The organism is Citrobacter sp. Cf132 (assembly GCF_030333885.1).
Lineage (GTDB): Bacteria > Pseudomonadota > Gammaproteobacteria > Enterobacterales > Enterobacteriaceae > Citrobacter > Citrobacter freundii.
The window spans coordinates 13,591-34,880 of record NZ_JAOWFA010000035.1 but is presented as its reverse complement, the minus strand read 5'-3'; the positions used below and the strand labels follow the sequence as shown (position 1 = coordinate 34,880).

Sequence of the window (21,290 nt, the reverse complement as noted above, 5' to 3'; positions counted from 1 at the left end):
TTCTTTAAGGTAAGGAGGTGATCCAACCGCAGGTTCCCCTACGGTTACCTTGTTACGACTTCACCCCAGTCATGAATCACAAAGTGGTAAGCGCCCTCCCGAAGGTTAAGCTACCTACTTCTTTTGCAACCCACTCCCATGGTGTGACGGGCGGTGTGTACAAGGCCCGGGAACGTATTCACCGTGGCATTCTGATCCACGATTACTAGCGATTCCGACTTCATGGAGTCGAGTTGCAGACTCCAATCCGGACTACGACATACTTTATGAGGTCCGCTTGCTCTCGCGAGGTCGCTTCTCTTTGTATATGCCATTGTAGCACGTGTGTAGCCCTACTCGTAAGGGCCATGATGACTTGACGTCATCCCCACCTTCCTCCAGTTTATCACTGGCAGTCTCCTTTGAGTTCCCGGCCGGACCGCTGGCAACAAAGGATAAGGGTTGCGCTCGTTGCGGGACTTAACCCAACATTTCACAACACGAGCTGACGACAGCCATGCAGCACCTGTCTCAGAGTTCCCGAAGGCACCAAAGCATCTCTGCTAAGTTCTCTGGATGTCAAGAGTAGGTAAGGTTCTTCGCGTTGCATCGAATTAAACCACATGCTCCACCGCTTGTGCGGGCCCCCGTCAATTCATTTGAGTTTTAACCTTGCGGCCGTACTCCCCAGGCGGTCGACTTAACGCGTTAGCTCCGGAAGCCACGCCTCAAGGGCACAACCTCCAAGTCGACATCGTTTACGGCGTGGACTACCAGGGTATCTAATCCTGTTTGCTCCCCACGCTTTCGCACCTGAGCGTCAGTCTTTGTCCAGGGGGCCGCCTTCGCCACCGGTATTCCTCCAGATCTCTACGCATTTCACCGCTACACCTGGAATTCTACCCCCCTCTACAAGACTCTAGCCTGCCAGTTTCGGATGCAGTTCCCAGGTTGAGCCCGGGGATTTCACATCCGACTTGACAGACCGCCTGCGTGCGCTTTACGCCCAGTAATTCCGATTAACGCTTGCACCCTCCGTATTACCGCGGCTGCTGGCACGGAGTTAGCCGGTGCTTCTTCTGCGAGTAACGTCAATCGCTGCGGTTATTAACCACAACGCCTTCCTCCTCGCTGAAAGTACTTTACAACCCGAAGGCCTTCTTCATACACGCGGCATGGCTGCATCAGGCTTGCGCCCATTGTGCAATATTCCCCACTGCTGCCTCCCGTAGGAGTCTGGACCGTGTCTCAGTTCCAGTGTGGCTGGTCATCCTCTCAGACCAGCTAGGGATCGTCGCCTAGGTGAGCCGTTACCCCACCTACTAGCTAATCCCATCTGGGCACATCCGATGGCAAGAGGCCCGAAGGTCCCCCTCTTTGGTCTTGCGACGTTATGCGGTATTAGCTACCGTTTCCAGTAGTTATCCCCCTCCATCGGGCAGTTTCCCAGACATTACTCACCCGTCCGCCACTCGTCACCCAAGGAGCAAGCTCCTCTGTGCTACCGTTCGACTTGCATGTGTTAGGCCTGCCGCCAGCGTTCAATCTGAGCCATGATCAAACTCTTCAATTTAAGTTTGATGCTCGTGAATTAAACTTCGTAATGAATTACGTATGTTCACTCAGAGACTTGGTATTCATTTTTCGTCTTGCGACGTTAAGAATCCGTATCTTCGAGTGCCCACACAGATTGTCTGATAAATTGTTAAAGAGCAGTTGCGACGCGCTTTAGCGCTCTGTCGCGAGGTGGCGTATATTACGCTTTCCTCTTTCAGAGTCAACCCTCATTTTCAGGTTTTTCTCTTCAACCGAACCGGCTGTTTGTGTGAAGTGATTCACATCCGCCGTGTCGATGGAGGCGCATTATAGGGAGTTTCCTGTGGCCCGCAACCCTTAAATTGCAGAAAAATGACTGACTGCTGCATTCCACAGCAAAACCCCGCCTTATACCCATTTACGCACAGAGTTATCCACAAACCCACCCATTACTTCTACGATCCTTTCTGTATATGTGCGATCTTCAGCGCTCGAAACGAGGGGCAAAATCGAAAATTAAAAATTCGCGAGCGTTGCGCAAACGTTTTCGTTACAATGCCCCCGCACAACAAGGATGCCCCGTAAGGGGCGTTAGCTGAGTTTTTAGCCAAGAATTCACCTAACGCTCTCTGTAATAGTCAAATCCAGGGGATTTACCATGCAACAACGTCGTCCAGTCCGCCGCGCTCTGCTCAGTGTATCTGACAAGGCCGGTATCATTGAATTCGCTCAGGCACTTTCCGCACGTGGTGTGGAGCTGCTGTCTACAGGTGGCACTGCGCGCCTGTTAGCGGAGAAAGGTCTGCCAGTGACCGAAGTTTCCGATTACACCGGCTTCCCGGAAATGATGGATGGACGCGTGAAGACCCTGCATCCGAAGGTCCACGGTGGCATTCTTGGTCGTCGCGGTCAGGATGACGGAATAATGGAACAACATGGTATCGCGCCTATCGATATGGTGGTTGTTAACCTGTATCCATTCGCCCAGACCGTCGCCCGCGAAGGCTGTTCTCTGGAAGATGCAGTAGAGAACATTGATATTGGCGGCCCGACCATGGTGCGCTCCGCTGCCAAGAACCATAAAGATGTAGCTATCGTTGTGAAGAGCAGCGACTACGACGCCATTATTAAAGAGATGGATGCCAACGACGGTTCTCTGACCCTCGACACCCGTTTCGATCTCGCGATTAAAGCCTTCGAACACACCGCCGCTTACGACAGCATGATTGCCAACTACTTCGGCAGCATGGTTCCGGCTTACCACGGCGAAAGCAAAGAAGCCGCCGGTCGCTTCCCACGTACGCTGAACCTGAACTTCATTAAGAAGCAGGATATGCGCTACGGCGAGAACAGCCACCAGCAGGCTGCCTTCTATATAGAAGAGAATGTTAAAGAAGCCTCCGTTGCCACTGCGCAGCAGGTACAGGGCAAAGCACTTTCCTACAACAACATCGCCGATACCGATGCGGCGCTGGAGTGCGTGAAAGAATTCAACGAGCCAGCCTGTGTGATCGTTAAGCACGCTAACCCGTGTGGCGTAGCAGTAAGTACCTCTATTCTCGACGCTTACGACCGTGCCTACAAAACCGACCCGACCTCCGCGTTCGGCGGCATCATCGCCTTCAACCGCGAACTGGATGCTGAAACCGCGCAGGCGATCATCTCCCGCCAGTTCGTGGAAGTGATCATCGCCCCGTCCGCCACCGAAGAAGCACTGAACATTACCGCTGCCAAGCAGAACGTTCGCGTGCTGGTCTGCGGCCAATGGGCGCAGCGCGTTCCGGGCCTGGACTTCAAGCGCGTAAACGGCGGCCTGCTGGTTCAGGACCGTGACCTCGGTATGGTGAGCGAAGCTGAACTGCGCGTAGTGACCAAACGCCAGCCGACCGAGCAGGAGCTGCGCGATGCGCTGTTCTGCTGGAAAGTGGCGAAGTTCGTGAAATCCAATGCCATTGTTTATGCCAAAGAGAACATGACTATTGGCATAGGCGCAGGCCAGATGAGCCGCGTGTACTCCGCGAAAATCGCCGGGATCAAAGCGGCCGACGAAGGCCTGGAAGTGAAAGGTTCTGCAATGGCTTCTGACGCTTTCTTCCCGTTCCGCGACGGGATTGATGCCGCTGCTGCCGCCGGTGTGACCTGCGTGATCCAGCCGGGTGGTTCTATTCGCGATGACGAAGTGATTGCCGCCGCCAATGAACACGGCATTGCGATGGTATTTACCGATATGCGCCACTTCCGCCATTAATCCACGGAGCAGACGATGAAAGTATTAGTGATTGGCAACGGCGGGCGCGAGCACGCCCTGGCGTGGAAAGCGGCGCAGTCGCCAAAAGTCGAAACAGTATTTGTCGCCCCGGGCAATGCGGGCACCGCGCTGGAACCCACGCTGCAAAACGTGGCCATCGGCGTAACGGATATCCCGGCGCTGCTGGACTTTGCCCAGAACGAGAAGATCGATCTGACCATCGTTGGCCCGGAAGCGCCGCTGGTGATTGGCGTGGTCGATGCGTTCCGCGCCGCCGGTCTGAAAATCTTCGGCCCAACCGAAGGTGCCGCGCAGCTGGAAGGCTCCAAAGCCTTCACCAAAGATTTCCTCGCCCGTCACCAGATTCCGACGGCGGAATATCAGAACTTCACCGAAATCGAACCTGCGCTGGCTTACCTGCGCGAGAAAGGCGCGCCGATCGTTATCAAAGCTGACGGTCTGGCTGCCGGGAAAGGCGTTATCGTGGCGATGACGCTGGAGGAAGCCGATGCCGCGGTTCATGACATGCTGGCCGGCAACGCGTTTGGCGACGCGGGCCACCGCATCGTGATTGAAGAGTTCCTCGACGGTGAAGAAGCGAGCTTTATTGTCATGGTCGACGGTGAGCACGTGCTGCCGATGGCCACCAGCCAGGACCACAAGCGCGTGGGCAATGGCGATACCGGCCCAAACACCGGCGGGATGGGTGCTTACTCACCAGCGCCGGTGGTAACTGATGAAGTGCATCGGCGCACCATGGAACGCATCATCTGGCCAACCGTGAAAGGCATGGCGGCGGAAGGTAACACCTACACCGGTTTCCTTTATGCGGGCCTGATGATCGACAAGCAGGGCAACCCAAAGGTTATCGAGTTTAACTGCCGCTTCGGCGATCCGGAAACCCAGCCGATCATGCTGCGCATGAAGTCCGATCTGGTGGAGCTGTGCCTCGCCGCCTGTGACGGCAAACTGGATGAGAAAACCTCCGAGTGGGACGAACGCGCCTCGCTGGGTGTGGTCATTGCCGCCGGAGGTTATCCGGGTAATTACAATACCGGCGATGAGATCCACGGTCTGCCGCTGGAAGACGTCGCTGACGGTAAAGTGTTCCACGCGGGTACCAAACTGTCTGCAGACGATCGCGTGCTAACCAACGGTGGTCGCGTGCTGTGCGCCACCGCGCTGGGTAACACCGTGGCTGAAGCGCAGAAACGCGCTTACGCCCTGATGACCGACATCCGCTGGGATGGCAGCTTCAGCCGTAACGACATCGGCTGGCGTGCCATTGAACGCGAGCAACGCTAACGCGAAATTTTCGCCAGCAGCGTTTTACGCGTAATGCCTAACTGACGGGCGGCTTCCGTTTTATTGCCGCCCGTTTTTTCAAGCGCCGCCAGAATCACCTCCTTTTCGACATCCACCAGCGGTTGGATCTCGCCACTGAATTCCGTTTTTATCGGCGTCGCGGCAATCGCCATCGGCAGTTCACGTTCGGAAATATATTCCCCCGTCAGCAGCACCACCGAGCGCTCAATCGCATTTTCCAGCTCACGGATATTGCCCGGCCAGTCGTAGTGGATCAGCAGATCCATCGCCTGCGGAGTAAAGCCTTTCACCGCTTTACGGTTACGCGCGGCAAAACGCTGGAGAAAATGTTCGGCTAACAGCGGAATATCTTCCCGGCGCTGGCACAGCGCTGGCATTTCAATGGTGACGACGTTCAGACGATAGTAGAGATCCTGACGAAAGCGCCCGGCGCTGACTTCCTCTGCTAGATCGCGATGCGTAGCGGCTATCAGCCGGACATCAACCGCAATAGTCTGGTTGCTGCCAACCCGCTGTACTTCTCGCTCCTGGATAGCCCGCAGCAAACGCACCTGCATCAGCGGTGAGATATCGCCAATTTCATCAAGAAATAACGTGCCACCATCGGCTTCCACAAAGCGCCCTTCCCGGCGTTTATCCGCCCCGGTAAACGCCCCTTTCTCGTGACCAAAAAGTTCGGACTCCAGCAACGATTCATTAAGCGCCGCGCAGTTGAGCGTCACCAGCGGCTTATCGCGACGGGCGCTGCTGGCATGCAGCGCCCGGGCCACCAACTCTTTGCCCGTCCCGGAGTCTCCGTGAATGAGCACTGTCGCATCTGAGGGCGCAACCATCGCGATTTCATTGAGCAACTTCTGCATCGCCGGACTGCTGCCAATCATGCCAAACTGCGCAGCCGACGCTGACGGCAATTCAGCGCCCATTTCCCGCGTATGCGCCAGCGCCTTTTCCAGCGTCTCCTGCAGACGGTCAAAATCCAGCGGCTTGATTAAGTAGTCCAGCGCCCCGGTTTTAAGCGCCTCAACGGCGGTCTCTACGCTGGAGAACGCCGTCATGATCAAGACCGGAATCGCCGGATTCAGCGCTTTAATCTCTTTCAGCGTTGCGATACCGTCCATCTCCGCCATGCGTACATCACACAGCACTAAATCAAATACGCGTTCGCGCACCTGTTCCAGCGCCGCTCGCCCGCTATAGGCCAGCGCGACCTCATAACCCCAGCCGCGCAGCAGCGCCTGTAAAATGGTGCAGTGGCTGATATCGTCATCTACTACCAGAATATTGATTTTTCCGCGCGTCATCCTTGTTAATCCTGTTGTTTCGCTTTGGTCGGCAGCCAAAGGGTAAAGGTCGCACCTTTGCCCTCAACGCTTGCCACCTGAATGGTGCCACCATGCTGTTCGATAATGTTCTGCACTACCGCCAGCCCGAGGCCGGTTCCGTCAGCTTTGGTTGTAAAGTAAGGCGTAAAAATGGCCTCCAACTGTTCCGCTGCAATTCCCTTCCCGCTATCGGTAACCACAATTTTAACGCGATCGCCGCTGCTTTCATTCGCTTCAACCGTGATCGTGCCCTGACGACCAATCGCATGAATGGCGTTCAGATACAGATTCAACAAAACCTGAGTCAGTCGGTCAGGATCGGCCTGGATAGCGGGCAGCGTAGAATTGGCCGAAAAGCGGAGCTGGATTTCCCTGCTTGCCGCATCCTGACCCACCAGGTGTAATGAGTGGGTGATAACCTCATTGAGATCCACCTGTTGCAGCGTCAGATGTGCAGGCTTCACCAGCTCCAGCAGCTCGCTCACCACCCGATTTAAACGATCCGCCTCTTTCGCCATCACCTGTGCCAGCTCATGCGACTCGCCTCCTGCCGGGGTTCGCTCGGCAAAATACTTCGCCAGACCTTTGATCGATGAAAGCGGGTTACGAATTTCATGCGCCACTCCAGCCGCAAGATGCCCGAGCGCTAACAGTTTTTCTTTACGCTTCATCGCATCCTGAAGTTCTTTGTACGAGCGCTGATAGCGCTGATACCAGAAGAACGTCAGTACGGTGGCCAGCAACACAGCCGCCAGCGCACAGAGGACTATCAGTGTGTTACGCCACTCTCTTGCCTGAGTCGCTGTCAGATCGCTGGCATCAAAGGCGATAAATATGGTTTGCGCTGGGGTGATAAGCTGCCCGTCATTGCTGGCACAGCGCGCCATGCCGTGGCGTCCTGGACCATACATCGGCTGAAACTGGCGATAAATTTCCAGGGCCGGCGTTTTTTCACCATCCCTCGCTGGAATTTCAATATTCCGCCAGCTTTCTTGCTCCCCAGGACTAAGCTGTCGCAGGACATCCGGTGAATAGAGCGTTTTCCCGACCATCGCGGAATTGCTGTGAGTAATAATGACACCATGCTCATCGACGACGGCAAACCATAGCACGCCTGGTTGTACGGCCATTTCCTCCAGTAGCGTCTGCTGCTGGGCATGATGCATGCGCATCCCCATGCCTACACGCGTACCAGACTCCAGAGCGCGAATGAGCACGCTGCCTTTTTCCAGTAGCGTTTGCCGCGCGGCACCACTTTCCCGCCCATAGTCCCGAATAGTCATAATCGAAAACCAGCCGACCAAAATCAGGATTGCCGCCAGCAAGAGTCGGCTCAACCACTTTGCCACCGTATCCTTATAAAGACGCATACGCTCTCCCTTTACCCCACTTGTTCCTTTCATCGTTGCAGGTATACAGCAGAAATCATGCCATTTTTTCCCCCTGATAACCCTGCCCTCAGACACAAACAGCTGAAAGTACCGGGTAAAAATGACTCGCTGGCGCGTTCTGGCGAGTCATTTTTACTCGTTTTCCTGCAAAGACGGCGGGTACGACGCCCGCAGGACTGGGATTGCCGCTTTGGCACGGAAGATGCAATAGGGAATGTAAGCTAACCAACAGGAGAACGAACGATGAAACGGAACAACAAACTGGCACTGATTGCACTTTCTCTTATCGCACTGGGCTCCCCCCCGGTACTGGCGCAGAATCACTGGGGATATGGTGATGGAATGCAGCAACGGGGCAGTACCCCAATGACCGCTGAGCAGCAGGCTGCCGCACAGAAAATCTATGATGATTACTACTCCCAGACCAGCGCGTTGCGCCAACAGCTGACATCCAAACGTTATGAGTACAATGCACTATTAACGGCCAGCTCGCCGGACACGGCAAAAATTAATGCCGTTGCAAAAGAGATGGAAGCGTTGAATCAGTCTCTGGACGAGCAGCGCGTTAAACGCGATGTCGCAATGGCGCAGGCTGACGTGCCACGTGGCGCGGGAATGGGCTACGGCGGATGCGGCGGTGGCGGTAACCATCGCGGCGGCGGCCATATGGGAATGGGTCACTGGTAAAAGACTTGATGCCTGATGACGCCATACGGTGCAGGCCTGCTGACTACCTGTCTTCAGGTTTTCAGAAAGTTTTGGCTGTAGGCTGCCAGTGACAAAAATCTTCATTGGCGACTAGCAGTATCTGCGACCCTTCGGGCGCTTCCAGCCATGCCACACTCACCTCTACGGATGAATGTTTCTGGCGGCGCTCGATATGGTTTATCGCCCACGACTCCAGGTCTGGCTTCAGCGTTTCACCTTCACAGGTTGTGACCGTGTTATCCGCATGCCAACGTCCCTGACGCAATATCACCCGTCCCTGACGCAGCGCATCGCTGGTCTGGCGAATTTGATCGGCGCGATAGCGGTAAAGCGCGATTTGATCGCTGGAAAGCTGCTGCTTTTGCCCGTCGACTTCACGCTGCATGAAGCTCAGTTCGCCCCGGTCATCGAAGCGTATACGGACATGTTCAGCCGGTTTACTGTAAACGTTGAGTTCTATGAGAGAGAGCGAATCACCCTGCCAGCGGTATTCACTGGTAGTGGTTTCGCCTTTTCGCCACGGACTAAATACCGAGAGCAAGTGAACATCGTCACCGGAGTCTTTACGCCAAATGCGTACCGCCCCCTGATCGCCAACATAGCCGCTGGCCGTGAACGGAGGAAGCTCAGAATGGCTACCGCAGGCAGACAGTAACAGAACACCTGAAAGCCAAAGCGTATGACGCCAGATGGACAAAAGGGGCGAAACCGCCCCTTCGTTAAAACTGTTCACTGCCACGCGAATTACTTAACCGCGTCTTTCAGTGCTTTACCAGAAACAAATGCCGGTACGTTAGCTGCGGCAATTTTGATTTCTTTACCGGTCTGCGGGTTGCGGCCAGTGCGCTCAGCACGGTGGTTCACTTTGAAGGTACCGAAACCAACCAGTTGTACAGCATCGCCTTCTTTCAGAGACTCAGTAATAGCAGCCAGAGTGGATTCCAGAGCAGCTTTAGCCTGTGTTTTAGACAGTTCTGCTTTGTCTGCAATTACATCAATCAGTTGAGTCTTGTTCATAAGTTATCCTTACAATGTGTTTATCGCTTGCTAAGCATCGAGTGCGACGGAAATGCCAGAAAAGCACTCTCCTGCATACACGCACCGATAGCCACTTTTTTTCGCCCCCCAAATGTAGACCAGACCGGGGGCGGATGGGAAGCCTTCAGGCACGACAAATCAGGCGTTAAATCACGTTTTGTGGTGTCATTGCTGAAAATTTATACCAATATTGCTCTCGCCAGCCTCGCGCAGGTCTGCACGCAGCCCTTTTATCAGCTCAATATCGCGTTCTTCACAGTCGGCTAAAAGTCGGAAAATTTCCCACTGAATATCCCATTCTTGCTCAACGGCAGGGTTCTCTTTGAGCTCCTCATCGGTCATTTCGCGACCAGCCTGGGTCATTTCCAGCATCGCTACCGTCGTAATCGAAGCTTTACTAACTTCAATTGCATGCTCCAGCGTTTCACCGCTAAGACGTGAATGCATCAGTTCGCTTAATGCCACACAGGCATCAATCGCCGGATAAACGCCGTACAGATCGTAATCGTCTGCAGAAGGAATGGCCTCTTCAAACTTTTCCAACTGGCTGTCGAAATTGATTTTCGCGTCTTTAACCGTCAGCGCTTCCCAAATCAGATCCAGAATTCGGCGGTAAATCTGTCCATCGCCAAATTCAGTTTGCTTGCAGAACATGGCGTAATTCGGGTACATGCGTTCGCACAGACAGGCCATAAATGTGACGTGCTGCCAGCTTTCCAGCTTCTCCAGACGTAGGTGAATCGGATTTTGTAACATGATGAGTTCTCAAATACGGAAATTAGCCGCAGTTTACCCGATATGGGGCGCTTTTGCTGCAAGCCGCGTAAAAGCCGGGCGTTCGGATGCCACCGCATCTGCCCAGCGCGTTGGTTCCGGCAGACGATAGCCGTTCATACAGCGTTGTACCCACGCCAGTGCGCTGTCCATACTCACGCGGTGGCCCGTAGAGATAAACAACGGGTTACAGCGCGCTTTGCTGCGCCAGACCCATGCCAGCTGTTCGCCTTTATCCAGCAATGGCACTAGCGCACCGGGTTCAGCAGCGAGCGGTTCAAACTTGCCACACAGCCGTTTTTTCGCCACACCAATCGTTGGGACGTCCACCAGCAGGCCAAAATGGCTGGCCACGCCCAGACGGCGCGGGTGCGAAATGCCGTGCCCGTCAACGAACAGCAGATCTGGCTTGTGCGAGAGCAGTTGCCAGGCGGCCATCAGCGCGGGGGTTTCACGAAAGGAGAGAAAACCGGGAATGTAGGGCATGGTAGTGGCGATACGCGCCACCTTATATTCAACCAGTTCAAGCGTGGGATACTTCAGTAAGACCATCGCGGCTCGCGTCACTTCGCCACCCTGCTCAAACCCAACGTCCGCCCCGCCGATCAGATCCGGCGGATCGTTCTTCAGACGATCCTCGCGGATCAATGAAGAGGCCAGTTCAAGCTGCTGCGCGCGTAATGACGCGAGATCCATAATGACTCCTTAGCGGTGGTACTGTTCGGACAACCGATGTACCGCCTCCACAAAGACACCCGCATGTTCTGGCGGGACGTCCTGATGAATGCCGTGGCCCAGGTTAAAGACATGCCCTTCGCCCTGACCGAATCCGGCCAGAATTGTCGCCACCTCTTCTTCGATGCGGGCTGGCGGTGCATACAGCATGGACGGATCCATATTGCCCTGTAGCGCCACTTTATGACCTACACGACGACGCGCATCGGCAATGTCAGTGGTCCAGTCGAGACCTAACGCATCACAGCCGGTTTCCGCCATCGCTTCCAGCCACTGACCACCGCCTTTGGTAAACAGGGTCACAGGTACGCGACGACCGTCGTTTTCACGCAGCAGGCCATCGACGATTTTGTGCATGTAGTACAGGGAGAACTGCTGATAATCGCGACCGGTCAGCACACCGCCCCAGGTATCGAAAATCATCACCGACTGCGCGCCCGCTTTGATCTGCGCGTTCAGGTACAGCGTGACGCTCTTCGCCAGCTTATCAAGCAGCAGATGCAGCGCTTTAGGGTCGGCATACATCATCTTTTTAATCACGGTGAAGGCTTTGCTGCTGCCGCCTTCAACCATGTAGGTCGCCAGCGTCCACGGGCTACCGGAGAAGCCGATCAGCGGCACTTCGCCTTTCAGTTCACGGCGGATAGTGCGCACCGCGTTCATCACGTATCCCAGCCCATCTTCCGGGTCCGGGATCGGCAGTTTGTCGACGTCAGCCTTGCTGGTAATCGGAGAGGTGAAGCGTGGACCTTCTCCTACTTCAAAATACAGCCCGAGTCCCATCGCATCCGGGATCGTCAGGATATCGGAGAAGAGGATCGCGGCATCAAGTTTATAGCGACGCAGCGGCTGCAGCGTGACTTCACAGGCCAGCTCGGCATTTTTGCACAGCGCCATAAAATCGCCCGCTTCGGCACGGGTAGCTTTGTATTCCGGTAGATAACGGCCTGCCTGGCGCATCATCCATACCGGAGTGACATCAACGGGCTGGCGCAGCAGCGCACGCAGATAACGATCGTTCTTCAGTTCGGTCATTTTTGCAGTTCCTTATTGCGTCAGTCCATCAGTGTATCACCACTCGCTCTTTACTCGTACTCAGCCCGACACATTGCCACAGTATCTTCAATCAATCGACGCGCGACAGTACCCGGCGGGGGCAAGAGCGGTAAATCGTCATAGCGATACCAGTTCGCTTCCAGCAGCTCTTTCGGGTCGATGACGATTTCGCCGCTATCATACTCCGCCATAAATGCGGTCATCAAAGACTGTGGGAACGGCCACGGCTGAGAAGTGACATAACGCAGGTTTTTCACCTTGATGCCGCTCTCTTCCATGACTTCACGCGCCACCGCCTGCTCGAGGGTCTCGCCCACTTCGACAAAACCCGCCAGCACGGTATGCACGCCGTTGCGATGGCGAACATGTTGGGCGAGCAGGATGGAATCATCTCGGCGAATAGCGACGATTATGCAGGGAGCAATTTGAGGATAATAACGTTCACGGCAGTGACTACAGAGCATCGCCCACTCCGTTTTACTCGGGTGCATGGGATGGCCGCAGTAACCGCAGAATTTATGCGAGCGGTAAAACTCTGCCAGCTGTACGCCTCGTCCGGCCAGTTGAAACAGGCCAACGTCCTGGTCAATGACCTGGCGCACCGACCCCATATCGTGTCGACGCTGCTGCTGCACCAGCCAGACAGTTTCCCCTTCCCACTCGCCTATTGGCAGCGCGCGCTGACCAATCAGATCAAAACGGGCTGCGTCGCCATAAGGTAGCTCGCCATGAGGTAACCATAACTTTTGCTCATGACTTACAATCCACCAGCCGCTATCTAATTTTTCAATTATACGATCCATATCTCTTGCGCAACCTTTGCTTCACAGGCATGTTGTTTACATTATTTTTACATTTACGGGTGAGCAGTTCCTAAACACCATCTTGCGGAGTCAATCATGCTAAACCAGCTGGAAAGCCTGACGGAGCACGTCGGAGGAAGTAATAAACTGGTTGATCGCTGGCTACATGTACGTAAGCACCTGCTCGTGGCTTACTACAATCTGGTTGGCATTAAGCCTGGCAAAGAATCGTACATGCGACTCAATGAAAAGGCGCTGGATGATTTTTGTCAGAGCCTGGTCGATTACCTCTCCACCGGACACTTCAGTATTTATGAACGTATTCTCCATAAATTGGAAGGGAACGGGCAGCTTTTAAAAGCCACAAAAATTTGGCCGCTGCTGGAAGCTAATACGCAGCTGATCATGGACTACTATGACTCCAGCCTGGAAACTGCGATTGATCATGATAACTTCCTTGAGTTTCAAAAGGTTTTATCGGATCTCGGCGAAGCGCTGGAAGCCCGGTTCGTGCTCGAAGATAAGCTGATCATGCTGGTATTTGATGCGATGCACGAGAGTGGCACTCTCAAACGTCCTGCTTGAGATTTGTCGCATTAACGCGTAGTTTACATTCATTACCTCTAATATAGAGGTTACTTCTTGTCGGAGTGCTTATTTTCCACAAAAGCATTCGTGATGCGTCAAGGCGGCAAGTCAGTGAATCTCCAGGAGCTTACCTAAGTAAGTGACTGGAGTGAGCGGACGAAGCCAACAAAGAGGCAGCGCGAAGGATGAAGTGGAAAAGGCTGAGACCGTTAATTCGGGATCCGCGGAACCTGATCAGGTTAAGACCTGCGAAGGGAACAAGAGTCAATCTACAACCGTTCGTCTTTGGGCGATCGTCTCTCTCTTGCTTCATCCGTCGTCTGACAAGCCACGTCCTTACTTTTTTGGAATGAGCTATGTCTGCCACTACTAAACCATCACGCCGCGAACAGCGCGCGCAAGCCCAACACTTTATCGATACCCTGGAAGGGACCGCCTTCCCAAACTCAAAACGCATTTATATTACCGGTTCGCAGCCGGATATCCGCATTCCGATGCGCGAAATCCAGCTTAGCCCGACGCTGATTGGCGGCAGCAAAGACAACCCGCAATTTGAAGACAACGAAGCCGTGCCGGTGTACGACACCTCCGGGCCGTATGGCGATCCTGACGTGGCGATTAACGTCCAGCAGGGCCTGGCGAAACTGCGCCAGCCGTGGATTGCGGCGCGTAACGACAGCGAAGAATTAGACGACCGCAGCTCCGCTTACACCAAAGAGCGCCTGGCCGACGGTGGCCTGGACGAGCTGCGTTTCAGCGGCCTGCTGACGCCAAAGCGCGCCAAAGCCGGTAAGCGCGTGACCCAGCTGCACTACGCCCGTCAGGGGATCGTCACGCCGGAGATGGAGTTTATCGCCATCCGTGAAAATATGGGCCGCGAGCGTATTCGTAGTGAAGTGCTGCGCCACCAGCATCCGGGGATGAACTTTGGCGCTCGTCTACCGGAAAATATCACCCCGGAATTCGTGCGTGATGAAGTCGCTGCGGGCCGGGCGATTATTCCCGCCAACATCAACCACCCGGAATCCGAGCCGATGATCATCGGCCGCAACTTCCTGGTGAAGGTGAATGCCAACATCGGTAACTCGGCGGTCACTTCCTCTATCGAAGAAGAGGTCGAAAAACTGGTGTGGTCGACCCGCTGGGGCGCAGATACGGTGATGGACCTCTCCACCGGTCGCTATATTCACGAAACCCGCGAGTGGATCCTGCGTAACAGCCCGGTGCCGATCGGCACCGTACCGATCTACCAGGCGTTGGAGAAGGTCAACGGGATCGCCGAAGATCTCACCTGGGAAGCGTTCCGCGATACGTTGCTGGAACAGGCCGAACAGGGCGTCGACTACTTCACTATCCATGCCGGCGTACTGCTGCGCTACGTGCCGATGACCGCTAAACGCCTGACCGGAATTGTCTCGCGCGGCGGTTCAATTATGGCGAAATGGTGCCTTTCTCATCACAAAGAAAACTTCCTGTTTGAACATTTCCGCGAAATTTGTGAAATCTGCGCCGCCTACGATGTCTCGCTCTCTCTCGGTGACGGCCTGCGCCCGGGTTCGATTCAGGATGCCAACGACGAAGCGCAGTTCTCCGAACTGCATACGCTGGGCGAGCTAACCAAAATCGCCTGGGAATACGATGTGCAGGTGATGATTGAAGGCCCAGGGCATGTGCCGATGCATATGATCCAACGCAACATGACCGAAGAGCTGGAGAGCTGCCACGAAGCGCCGTTCTACACCTTAGGGCCGTTGACGACAGATATCGCGCCGGGCTATGACCACTTCACCTCCGGCATTGGCGCGGCGATGATCGGCTGGTTTGGCTGCGCCATGCTGTGCTACGTCACGCCAAAAGAGCACCTCGGCCTGCCGAACAAAGAAGACGTGAAGCAAGGGTTGATTACCTACAAGATTGCCGCCCACGCCGCCGACCTGGCGAAGGGGCACCCGGGTGCGCAGATCCGCGACAACGCGATGTCGAAAGCGCGCTTCGAATTCCGCTGGGAAGACCAGTTTAACCTCGCGCTCGACCCGTTCACTGCCCGCGCTTATCACGATGAAACCCTGCCGCAAGAGTCCGGCAAGGTCGCCCATTTCTGCTCGATGTGCGGGCCGAAGTTCTGCTCAATGAAAATCAGCCAGGAAGTACGCGACTACGCCGCCGCGCAAACTATTGAAGTGGGAATGGCAGATATGTCGGAGAACTTCCGCGCCAAAGGCGGTGAAATCTACCTCAAAAAAGAGGAGGCATAATGTACCAGCCTGATTTCCCGACCGTGCCGTTCCGCCTCGGGCTTTATCCGGTGGTGGACAGCGTGCAATGGATTGAACGCCTGCTGCAGGCGGGCGTACGCACGATCCAACTGCGCATTAAAGATAAGCGTGATGAAGAGGTCGAAGCCGACGTCATGGCCGCCATTGAACTGGGGCGTCGCTATGACGCCCGCCTGTTTATCAACGACTACTGGCGGCTGGCGATTAAGCACAACGCTTACGGCGTGCATCTGGGCCAGGAAGACCTTGAAACCACCGATCTGAAGGCGATTCAGGCGGCGGGGCTGCGCCTGGGTGTATCCACTCACGATGATATGGAGATCGACGTCGCGCTGGCGGCTAAGCCTTCTTATATCGCACTCGGCCACGTTTTCCCCACGCAAACCAAGCAGATGCCTTCCTCCCCGCAGGGGCTGACGCAGCTGGCAAGCCATATTAACCGACTGGCCGATTACCCGACCGTCGCCATCGGCGGCATCAGCCTGGGACGTGCACCATCGGTGCTGGCGACCGGTGTTGGCAGCATTGCCGTGGTCAGCGCCATTACCCAGGCGGCCGACTGGCAGGCAGCCACGGCGCAGCTGCTCGACATAGCGGGAGTCGGCGATGAATGACCGCGACTTTATGCGCTACAGCCGGCAGATCCTGCTCGGCGATATCGCGATTGAGGGCCAACAAAAGCTGCTCGACAGCCATGTGCTGATTGTCGGTCTGGGCGGATTAGGCTCGCCTGCCGCGCTGTATCTGGCGGGAGCGGGCGTCGGTACGCTGACGCTGGCGGACGATGACGACGTTCATCTGAGCAATCTGCAACGGCAAATATTGTTCACCACCGACGACATTGCTCGCCCGAAAGCGCTGGCGGCGGAACGCCATCTGGCGCGTCTTAACCCGGACAGCGAGCTGGTTGTCCTTGAACAGCGGCTGACGGGCGATGCGCTGCGGCACGCTGTCGAGCGGGCCGATGTGGTGCTCGACTGTACCGACAACATGGCCACGCGTCAGGAAATTAACGCCGCCTGCGTGTCGCTGAATACACCTTTGGTTACCGCCAGCGCCGTCGGTTTCGGCGGCCAGTTGATGGTGCTCACGCCACCGTGGGAACAAGGTTGTTACCGCTGCCTGTGGCCGGATGATGTCGAACCTGAGCGCAACTGCCGTACCGCCGGTATCGTCGGCCCGGTTGTCGGCGTGATGGGCACCTTGCAGGCGCTGGAAGCCATCAAACTGCTTAGCGGCATTGCGACGCCCAGTGGCGAGTTACGCCTGTTTGACGGTAAAACCAGCCAGTGGCGCAGCTTCGCACTACGACGTGCCAGCGGCTGCCCGGTATGTGGAGGGCAACATGCAGATTCAGTTCAATGATGAGCCGATGCAGTGCGCCGAGGGACAAACCGTCAGCGGGCTGCTCACCGAGCTTAATCAGCTTAAACCGGGCGCGGCGCTGGCGCTCAATCAGCAGATCCTGCCGCGCGAGCAGTGGCAGCAGCAAATCGTGCAGGAAGGCGACCAGATCCTGCTTTTTCAGGTTATTGCAGGGGGTTGATATGTTACGTATTGCCGACAAAACGTTTGATTCACATCTGTTCACCGGTACCGGAAAATTTGCCTCATCGCAACTGATGGTCGAGGCGATTCGCGCCTCCGGCAGCCAGTTGGTGACGCTGGCCATGAAGCGCGTGGATTTGCGCCAGCATAACGATGCCATTCTGGCCCCGCTTATCGACGCGGGCGTGACGCTGCTGCCTAACACCTCCGGAGCGAAAACCGCTGAAGAGGCGATTTTCGCCGCCCAACTGGCGCGTGAAGCGCTGGGCACAAACTGGCTGAAATTAGAAATCCACCCGGATGCCCGCTGGCTATTGCCGGATCCGATTGAAACACTAAAAGCTGCCGAAGCGCTGGTGAAACAGGGCTTTGTGGTGCTGCCCTACTGCGGCGCGGATCCGGTACTGTGCAAGCGGCTGGAAGACGTGGGCTGCGCGGCGGTGATGCCGCTCGGCGCGCCTATCGGCTCCAACCAGGGGCTGGAAACCAAAGCGATGCTGGAGATTATTATCCAACAGGCGACCGTGCCGGTGGTGGTTGATGCAGGCATCGGCGTCCCCAGCCACGCCACGCAGGCGCTGGAAATGGGCGCCGACGCGGTTTTGGTCAACACGGCAATCGCGGTAGCCGACAGCCCGGTAATGATGGCTACCGCTTTCCGTCTGGCAGTTGAAGCAGGTCTTTTGGCGCGCCAGGCGGTACCTGGAAGCAAAAGCTCGCAGGCAAATCCCACAAGCCCGCTAACCGGATTCCTGGAGGCCTTCGCATGAAAACGTTCAGCGATCGCTGGCGACAGCTGGACTGGGACGACATCCGCCTGCGCATCAACGGTAAAACCGCCGCTGACGTGGAGCGCGCCCTCAACGCTTCGCATCTTAGTCGCGACGATCTGATGGCATTGCTCTCTCCTGCCGCCGCCGATTATCTGGAGCCGCTTGCGCAACGGGCGCAAAAGCTCACCCGTCAGCGTTTTGGCAACACGGTGAGCTTTTACGTGCCGTTGTATCTCTCCAACCTTTGTGCCAACGACTGCACCTACTGCGGTTTTTCGATGAGCAACCGTATCAAACGCAAAACGCTGGACGAAAATGAGATACAACGTGAGTGTGCGGCTATCCGTGAGCTGGGCTTTGAGCATCTGCTACTGGTCACCGGTGAACATCAGGCCAAAGTGGGGATGGATTACTTTCGTCGCCATTTGCCTGCCATTCGCCGCCAGTTTGCCTCTTTACAGATGGAAGTACAGCCGCTGTCAGAGGCTGAATATGCGGAGCTGAAGACGCTGGGGCTGGATGGCGTGATGGTGTATCAGGAGAGCTATCATGAGGCGATTTACGCCCACCACCATCTGAAGGGGAAAAAGCAGGATTTCTTCTGGCGACTGGAAACGCCGGACCGGCTGGGCCGCGCAGGGATCGACAAAATCGGTCTTGGCGCGTTGATTGGTTTGTCCGACAGCTGGCGGGTTGACTGCTATATGGTAGCTGAACATCTGCTGTGGATGCAGCAGCATTACTGGCAGAGCCGCTACTCTATCTCCTTCCCTCGCCTGCGCCCATGCACCGGAGGCGTTGAGCCTGCATCGATCATGGATGAGCGACAGCTGGTCCAGACCATTTGCGCGTTTCGTTTACTGGCACCAGAAATTGAGCTGTCGCTCTCCACCCGCGAATCGCCATGGTTTCGTGACCATGTGATCCCGTTGGCAATCAACAACGTCAGCGCCTTCTCAAAAACCCAGCCCGGTGGTTATGCCGATAACCACCCCGAACTGGAACAGTTCTCCCCGCACGACGATCGTCGCCCGGAAGCCGTTGCTGAAGCACTGATGGCGCAGGGATTACAGCCCGTGTGGAAAGACTGGGACAGCTATCTGGGACGCGCGGCACAGTTGCCCTAAGTCCAACGCTATCGCATAAACAAAAAACCCGCTTTCGCGGGTTTTTTCTTCACTGGTGCTTAACTGCTCGGGCTCTGGCCTTCATCGCTATCGTAAGCCTTCGTGAAATTATCGGCGTTTACAGCGCGACAACGTTAACAGCAGACGGGCCTTTAGCGCCATTCTCCACGGAGAACTCCACCTTTTGACCTTCGTCTAACGTTTTAAAATCGTTACTCTGGATAGCGGAAAAATGCACAAACACATCCTTGCTACCGTCCTGAGGAGTGATAAAGCCGAAGCCTTTATCAGAGTTAAACCATTTTACTAAACCAGTCATTTTGTTAGACATAGATACTTCCTTTCATGTTTTTGAGCCGCTTATGCAGCGAAGATGGCCTGTTTTGCAGAAATTAACTTATGGGGCACTTAGGGAGGAGGCTCATGAAGAAGAGTATCTGAGGATAACGCTTGAACTGAGAACTGCTTTACTAAAACTGCTTGCATAAGGTCTGTGTTCCAAACCGATGCCGCTATAGTAGACCTACTTCTAATCATTAAGCAAGCATTAATTTTTTTAATACCCACTGAGTGATGCAATGTTGAACCAACGCGGCTAAGCATCCTGGATAACAGCTTGATCTACAATGAACAAAAGCCCCGACTATTGCAGTCAGGGCTTTACGTTACTACACACTTCAAATTTAACATTAATAAACTTAACGATTTAATACTGCTGATGGTACTACTTTAAAATGTACACGTTTACTACAGATAATATTGGATATTGATACTAACTAAAGCTTTCCTCTATTTACCGTTAAACACATTCCACCCGCTTGATAATAGAACTCAAGGCTGGTGACCTAAACAAGTACACTTCCCCTCGCGACATATACTCTTTGATGCGTTGCCTTATTTCCCTCGTGATAACCAAAAAAGCAGAAATCACGAACAATTACTATTAAATCATGGCGTTACATCGTCGCGTTTTACTGATTTTTTGCGATTAGATATATCAACTACGTGGCCTGAAAGCATTGTCGAGGTGAAAAAATAGCGTTTTCAGCATCGACTATCCCATACAAAAATACTTCGTGGCCTTTATCGCAAACCCCAATCAAGCTCTACTAACACTTACTACGTTAACAGCAAACTACAATTTCTCCGCTGTTAAGTATTAACATACGGGTTTAAAAAACGCTGTCAATACTGTTTTTTATAACATGTCTTTATTGACAGTAATTATATATTCCAGCATGTGATAAGCGAGTCAAAAAGCCGCTGGTCCCGGTCCAGATCGCAGGGTTTGGCCTCTTTTTGTAACCGGTTTCAGAAAAAGAGGTTTTCTTTGTGATGCCTTGCACACAATCGTTGCAAAGCAGTTGTTGCTATAGCTGGCTCGCGATAATTATCAACTCACACATGTTGATCGAGACTGCTTATGAAAAACATCGTTTTATGCTGTGCCGCCGGAATGTCCACCAGCATGCTGGTGCAAAGGATGAAAGATGCCGCCCAGAAAAAAGGCGTCGACGTTACTATCAAAGCCGTCCCGGTGGCCGAGTTTGAAGAGAATATCGCTACAGCGGATATCGTTTTGCTCGGTCCACAGGTTAAGTATGAACAGGCCAAGCTACAGGCGATCGCCGACCCACTAGGCAAAAAGGTCGCCGTTATCGACATGATGGATTACGGCATGATGAAAGGCGATGCGGTACTGGACAAGGCGCTGAAACTACTGGAGTGATGGTATGGAAGAGTTAGAAACGATCATCATGGAGTTATTGGTAAACGCTGGCGCTGCACGCAGCCAGGCCCTGACGGCATTGCAACTGGCACGTAAAGGTGATTTCTCCGGTGCAGAACAAGCGATGACGGAATCACGCGAGTACGTTAAACAAGCGCATAAAATCCAGACCCAGCTGATCGGAATTGACGAAGGAACCGGCAAGCTACCGGTTAATCTCATCACCGTCCATTCGCAGGATCACCTGATGAACGCGATGGTGATTCAGGATTTGGCGGGAGATATGATTGAGCTTTATCGGCGGTTACCGCCGGTAAATTAATGACACTGCCG

22 protein-coding genes and 1 rRNA gene are annotated in these 21,290 nt (G+C 54.6%); 13 read left to right on the top strand and 10 right to left on the bottom strand.

The window, feature by feature from the left end; genetic code table 11:
- Positions 1–10: 10 nt before the first annotated feature.
- Positions 11–1,552: ribosomal RNA gene (locus OGV85_RS03245) — 16S ribosomal RNA — on the bottom strand.
- A 621-nt stretch (positions 1,553–2,173) separates the two neighbouring features.
- On the opposite strand from OGV85_RS03245, the gene purH reads away from it, so the two are divergent.
- Both purH and purD read left to right on the top strand, forming a co-directional pair.
- Positions 2,174–3,763 (top strand): bifunctional phosphoribosylaminoimidazolecarboxamide formyltransferase/IMP cyclohydrolase, encoded by a 1,590-nt coding sequence (purH, locus tag OGV85_RS03240; RefSeq protein ID WP_061548200.1) that lies wholly within the window; start codon positions 2,174–2,176, stop codon positions 3,761–3,763.
- A 15-nt stretch (positions 3,764–3,778) separates the two neighbouring features.
- A complete protein-coding gene (gene purD, locus OGV85_RS03235; protein WP_061548201.1) occupies positions 3,779–5,068 on the top strand; it encodes a phosphoribosylamine--glycine ligase in 1,290 nt (429 codons plus the stop codon).
- On the opposite strand, the gene zraR is transcribed toward purD, so the two are convergent.
- A complete protein-coding gene (gene zraR, locus OGV85_RS03230; RefSeq protein WP_032937287.1) occupies positions 5,065–6,390 on the bottom strand; it encodes a sigma-54-dependent response regulator transcription factor ZraR in 1,326 nt (441 codons plus the stop codon). The genes purD and zraR overlap by 4 nt on opposite strands.
- Positions 6,391–6,395: 5 nt before the next feature.
- Positions 6,396–7,781, bottom strand: coding sequence for a two-component system sensor histidine kinase ZraS (gene zraS, locus OGV85_RS03225; RefSeq protein WP_061548202.1), 1,386 nt, complete (start codon positions 7,779–7,781; stop codon positions 6,396–6,398).
- Between the two features lie 57 nt (positions 7,782–7,838).
- Here zraS and OGV85_RS03220 point away from each other — a divergent pair, with 57 nt between their 5' ends.
- Positions 7,839–8,027, top strand: a complete 189-nt coding sequence (locus OGV85_RS03220; protein ID WP_128299017.1) for a hypothetical protein — start codon at positions 7,839–7,841, stop codon at positions 8,025–8,027.
- A gap of 18 nt (positions 8,028–8,045) precedes the next feature.
- The gene (zraP, locus tag OGV85_RS03215; protein ID WP_061548203.1) at positions 8,046–8,489 is read left to right on the top strand and encodes a zinc resistance sensor/chaperone ZraP; all 444 of its coding nucleotides are present in this window, start codon (positions 8,046–8,048) and stop codon (positions 8,487–8,489) included.
- Between the two features lie 61 nt (positions 8,490–8,550).
- On the opposite strand, the gene OGV85_RS03210 is transcribed toward zraP, so the two are convergent.
- From OGV85_RS03210 to nudC, 6 genes are all read right to left on the bottom strand, one after another.
- Entirely contained in the window at positions 8,551–9,243 is a 693-nt protein-coding gene (locus OGV85_RS03210) for a DUF1481 domain-containing protein (RefSeq protein WP_003033064.1), read from the bottom strand.
- 11 nt (positions 9,244–9,254) lie between these two features.
- A complete protein-coding gene (hupA, locus tag OGV85_RS03205) occupies positions 9,255–9,527 on the bottom strand; it encodes a nucleoid-associated protein HU-alpha (protein WP_001044509.1) in 273 nt (90 codons plus the stop codon).
- Between the two features lie 186 nt (positions 9,528–9,713).
- The gene (locus tag OGV85_RS03200; RefSeq protein WP_003842015.1) at positions 9,714–10,304 is read right to left on the bottom strand and encodes a YjaG family protein; all 591 of its coding nucleotides are present in this window, start codon (positions 10,302–10,304) and stop codon (positions 9,714–9,716) included.
- Between the two features lie 33 nt (positions 10,305–10,337).
- Positions 10,338–11,018: a deoxyribonuclease V gene (nfi, locus tag OGV85_RS03195; RefSeq protein ID WP_003033072.1), complete on the bottom strand. Its 681-nt coding sequence runs from the start codon at positions 11,016–11,018 to the stop codon at positions 10,338–10,340.
- A 9-nt stretch (positions 11,019–11,027) separates the two neighbouring features.
- Entirely contained in the window at positions 11,028–12,092 is a 1,065-nt protein-coding gene (gene hemE, locus OGV85_RS03190; RefSeq protein ID WP_061548204.1) for a uroporphyrinogen decarboxylase, read from the bottom strand.
- 50 nt (positions 12,093–12,142) lie between these two features.
- Positions 12,143–12,916 (bottom strand): NAD(+) diphosphatase, encoded by a 774-nt coding sequence (gene nudC, locus OGV85_RS03185; RefSeq protein WP_003033074.1) that lies wholly within the window; start codon positions 12,914–12,916, stop codon positions 12,143–12,145.
- Between the two features lie 96 nt (positions 12,917–13,012).
- Here nudC and OGV85_RS03180 point away from each other — a divergent pair, with 96 nt between their 5' ends.
- The 7 genes from OGV85_RS03180 to thiH all read left to right on the top strand — a co-directional run bounded on the left by OGV85_RS03180 (position 13,013) and on the right by thiH (position 19,228).
- Positions 13,013–13,501 (top strand): Rsd/AlgQ family anti-sigma factor, encoded by a 489-nt coding sequence (locus tag OGV85_RS03180; protein WP_003033077.1) that lies wholly within the window; start codon positions 13,013–13,015, stop codon positions 13,499–13,501.
- 359 nt (positions 13,502–13,860) lie between these two features.
- Positions 13,861–15,759, top strand: a complete 1,899-nt coding sequence (gene thiC, locus OGV85_RS03175; RefSeq protein ID WP_061548205.1) for a phosphomethylpyrimidine synthase ThiC — start codon at positions 13,861–13,863, stop codon at positions 15,757–15,759.
- Positions 15,759–16,394 carry a thiamine phosphate synthase gene (gene thiE / locus OGV85_RS03170; protein WP_061548206.1) on the top strand — a complete coding sequence of 212 codons (636 nt, stop codon included), beginning with the start codon at positions 15,759–15,761 and terminating at the stop codon, positions 16,392–16,394. The genes thiC and thiE overlap by 1 nt, the downstream gene beginning before the upstream one ends.
- Positions 16,387–17,145: a HesA/MoeB/ThiF family protein gene (locus OGV85_RS03165; RefSeq protein WP_061548207.1), complete on the top strand. Its 759-nt coding sequence runs from the start codon at positions 16,387–16,389 to the stop codon at positions 17,143–17,145. Before thiE ends, OGV85_RS03165 begins: the two co-directional genes overlap by 8 nt.
- The gene (gene thiS / locus OGV85_RS03160) at positions 17,126–17,326 is read left to right on the top strand and encodes a sulfur carrier protein ThiS (protein WP_003033088.1); all 201 of its coding nucleotides are present in this window, start codon (positions 17,126–17,128) and stop codon (positions 17,324–17,326) included. Before OGV85_RS03165 ends, thiS begins: the two co-directional genes overlap by 20 nt.
- Position 17,327: 1 nt before the next feature.
- Positions 17,328–18,098 (top strand): thiazole synthase, encoded by a 771-nt coding sequence (gene thiG, locus OGV85_RS03155; protein WP_003842025.1) that lies wholly within the window; start codon positions 17,328–17,330, stop codon positions 18,096–18,098.
- Positions 18,095–19,228: a 2-iminoacetate synthase ThiH gene (gene thiH, locus OGV85_RS03150; RefSeq protein ID WP_061548208.1), complete on the top strand. Its 1,134-nt coding sequence runs from the start codon at positions 18,095–18,097 to the stop codon at positions 19,226–19,228. Before thiG ends, thiH begins: the two co-directional genes overlap by 4 nt.
- A gap of 118 nt (positions 19,229–19,346) precedes the next feature.
- Here the strand turns inward: thiH and cspG are convergent, their stop codons facing one another.
- Entirely contained in the window at positions 19,347–19,559 is a 213-nt protein-coding gene (gene cspG, locus OGV85_RS03145; RefSeq protein ID WP_003033098.1) for a cold shock protein CspG, read from the bottom strand.
- 1,092 nt (positions 19,560–20,651) lie between these two features.
- Here cspG and OGV85_RS03140 point away from each other — a divergent pair.
- Complete coding sequence (locus OGV85_RS03140; RefSeq protein WP_003033102.1) at positions 20,652–20,957, top strand: PTS sugar transporter subunit IIB; 306 nt, start codon at positions 20,652–20,654, stop codon at positions 20,955–20,957.
- A 4-nt stretch (positions 20,958–20,961) separates the two neighbouring features.
- Complete coding sequence (locus OGV85_RS03135) at positions 20,962–21,279, top strand: PTS lactose/cellobiose transporter subunit IIA (protein ID WP_003033104.1); 318 nt, start codon at positions 20,962–20,964, stop codon at positions 21,277–21,279.
- Positions 21,280–21,290: the final 11 nt, after the last annotated feature.

Coding starts and splice junctions, on each gene's coding strand:
- zraS (WP_061548202.1), bottom strand. CDS start 7,781: ATGCGTCTTTATAAGGATACGGTGGCAAAGTGGTTGAGCCGACTCTTG.
- OGV85_RS03140 (WP_003033102.1), top strand. CDS start 20,652: ATGAAAAACATCGTTTTATGCTGTGCCGCCGGAATGTCCACCAGCATG.
- OGV85_RS03135 (WP_003033104.1), top strand. CDS start 20,962: ATGGAAGAGTTAGAAACGATCATCATGGAGTTATTGGTAAACGCTGGC.
- hemE (WP_061548204.1), bottom strand. CDS start 12,092: ATGACCGAACTGAAGAACGATCGTTATCTGCGTGCGCTGCTGCGCCAG.
- thiS (WP_003033088.1), top strand. CDS start 17,126: ATGCAGATTCAGTTCAATGATGAGCCGATGCAGTGCGCCGAGGGACAA.
- zraR (WP_032937287.1), bottom strand. CDS start 6,390: ATGACGCGCGGAAAAATCAATATTCTGGTAGTAGATGACGATATCAGC.
- purH (WP_061548200.1), top strand. CDS start 2,174: ATGCAACAACGTCGTCCAGTCCGCCGCGCTCTGCTCAGTGTATCTGAC.
- OGV85_RS03180 (WP_003033077.1), top strand. CDS start 13,013: ATGCTAAACCAGCTGGAAAGCCTGACGGAGCACGTCGGAGGAAGTAAT.
- zraP (WP_061548203.1), top strand. CDS start 8,046: ATGAAACGGAACAACAAACTGGCACTGATTGCACTTTCTCTTATCGCA.
- OGV85_RS03220 (WP_128299017.1), top strand. CDS start 7,839: ATGCCATTTTTTCCCCCTGATAACCCTGCCCTCAGACACAAACAGCTG.
- purD (WP_061548201.1), top strand. CDS start 3,779: ATGAAAGTATTAGTGATTGGCAACGGCGGGCGCGAGCACGCCCTGGCG.
- OGV85_RS03165 (WP_061548207.1), top strand. CDS start 16,387: ATGAATGACCGCGACTTTATGCGCTACAGCCGGCAGATCCTGCTCGGC.
- nudC (WP_003033074.1), bottom strand. CDS start 12,916: ATGGATCGTATAATTGAAAAATTAGATAGCGGCTGGTGGATTGTAAGT.
- thiH (WP_061548208.1), top strand. CDS start 18,095: ATGAAAACGTTCAGCGATCGCTGGCGACAGCTGGACTGGGACGACATC.
- thiC (WP_061548205.1), top strand. CDS start 13,861: ATGTCTGCCACTACTAAACCATCACGCCGCGAACAGCGCGCGCAAGCC.
- cspG (WP_003033098.1), bottom strand. CDS start 19,559: ATGTCTAACAAAATGACTGGTTTAGTAAAATGGTTTAACTCTGATAAA.
- nfi (WP_003033072.1), bottom strand. CDS start 11,018: ATGGATCTCGCGTCATTACGCGCGCAGCAGCTTGAACTGGCCTCTTCA.
- thiE (WP_061548206.1), top strand. CDS start 15,759: ATGTACCAGCCTGATTTCCCGACCGTGCCGTTCCGCCTCGGGCTTTAT.
- OGV85_RS03200 (WP_003842015.1), bottom strand. CDS start 10,304: ATGTTACAAAATCCGATTCACCTACGTCTGGAGAAGCTGGAAAGCTGG.
- thiG (WP_003842025.1), top strand. CDS start 17,328: ATGTTACGTATTGCCGACAAAACGTTTGATTCACATCTGTTCACCGGT.
- hupA (WP_001044509.1), bottom strand. CDS start 9,527: ATGAACAAGACTCAACTGATTGATGTAATTGCAGACAAAGCAGAACTG.